This is a genomic window from Vibrio sp. 1978 (assembly GCF_033344345.1).
Window position 1 is genome coordinate 1 of sequence record NZ_JAWPOP010000261.1, and the last position, 861, is coordinate 861.

Annotated in this window: 2 protein-coding genes; one reads left to right on the forward strand and one right to left on the reverse strand. The window is 35.1% G+C overall.

Annotation, left to right across the window (positions count from 1 at the left end; genetic code table 11):
* Positions 1-16: 16 nt before the first annotated feature.
* Entirely contained in the window at positions 17-265 is a 249-nt protein-coding gene (locus R8N49_RS25955) for a hypothetical protein (protein WP_005398517.1), read from the reverse strand.
* 158 nt (positions 266-423) lie between these two features.
* On the opposite strand from R8N49_RS25955, the gene R8N49_RS25960 reads away from it, so the two are divergent.
* The gene (locus R8N49_RS25960) at positions 424-639 is read left to right on the forward strand and encodes a hypothetical protein (protein ID WP_005398515.1); all 216 of its coding nucleotides are present in this window, start codon (positions 424-426) and stop codon (positions 637-639) included.
* The last annotated feature ends 222 nt before the right edge of the window (positions 640-861 follow it).

Below are 861 nucleotides of genomic sequence, written 5' to 3' on the forward strand. Positions count from 1 at the left end.
CGAGTGTTACGTTAAATTACTCATTACTTTCTTTTAAACCAAAGCAGTCCCACTCTATCAGCAATCGACTAAAATTATTTTTTGAAAGATATTTGGCATCTACACACTTACCATCATCATCGTACAGCACAAGGAAAAAAGAACTCGATTCTAGTGTACGACCTAACGAAAGCCATTGAGCAACAATTGTCTCGTAATGTTCTTGATATGATGCGATTTCAAAGCCTTTGTTATTCGATGTTTTAAAATAAATTTTTAGTTTCACGCTTTATCCCATTTATCTCATACACATCATATTTAAGACTAGGTTTGTGTGAGCAATTGAACGTTCTTAATAGACTTAGGCCAAAAAAAACCACTATATACGCAATTGAGTACTATTATAAAGTTACATGCATATCACCACTTTGTGAGTATTGTTTTATGGCTCTGTGTGAAATAAAAAAATACGACACTTTAGTAGATGCTCATACGATTAAACTTCTCGAAAATTTAACAATGGAAATTGGAAATGAAGAAGTTGCTCTACAAGTCACTATTTTGTCATTTGAAAAACTTTGGCATCAAATGGAAATGCATGGAGAGCCCAAAAACACATTTGAATGGCTTCAAATCGAAGCAAAGAAGCTCATAACTTAAAGCAACATAACGTTGTTTTGGTGCTTATTATTCCTATTACGTTAAATAGCCGAATTAGCATCTCAAAACGCCAATCTGACGCTCTAAAAGCGCTCTAGGAGCGTTTTTAAGCACTTACCCTTACCTACTTAGCCAGAAATCGGGTTGTAAGTTTGTGACGCTTTCAGAGCGATTTACAGGGCAAAAAGTTCGCTGTTCGATTGAAACAAAAAACGCCCTCTA

Bases quoted from the DNA above. Each gene is read 5' to 3' on its own strand.
- R8N49_RS25960 (WP_005398515.1), top strand. From the start codon at position 424: ATGGCTCTGTGTGAAATAAAAAAATACGACACTTTAGTAGATGCTCAT.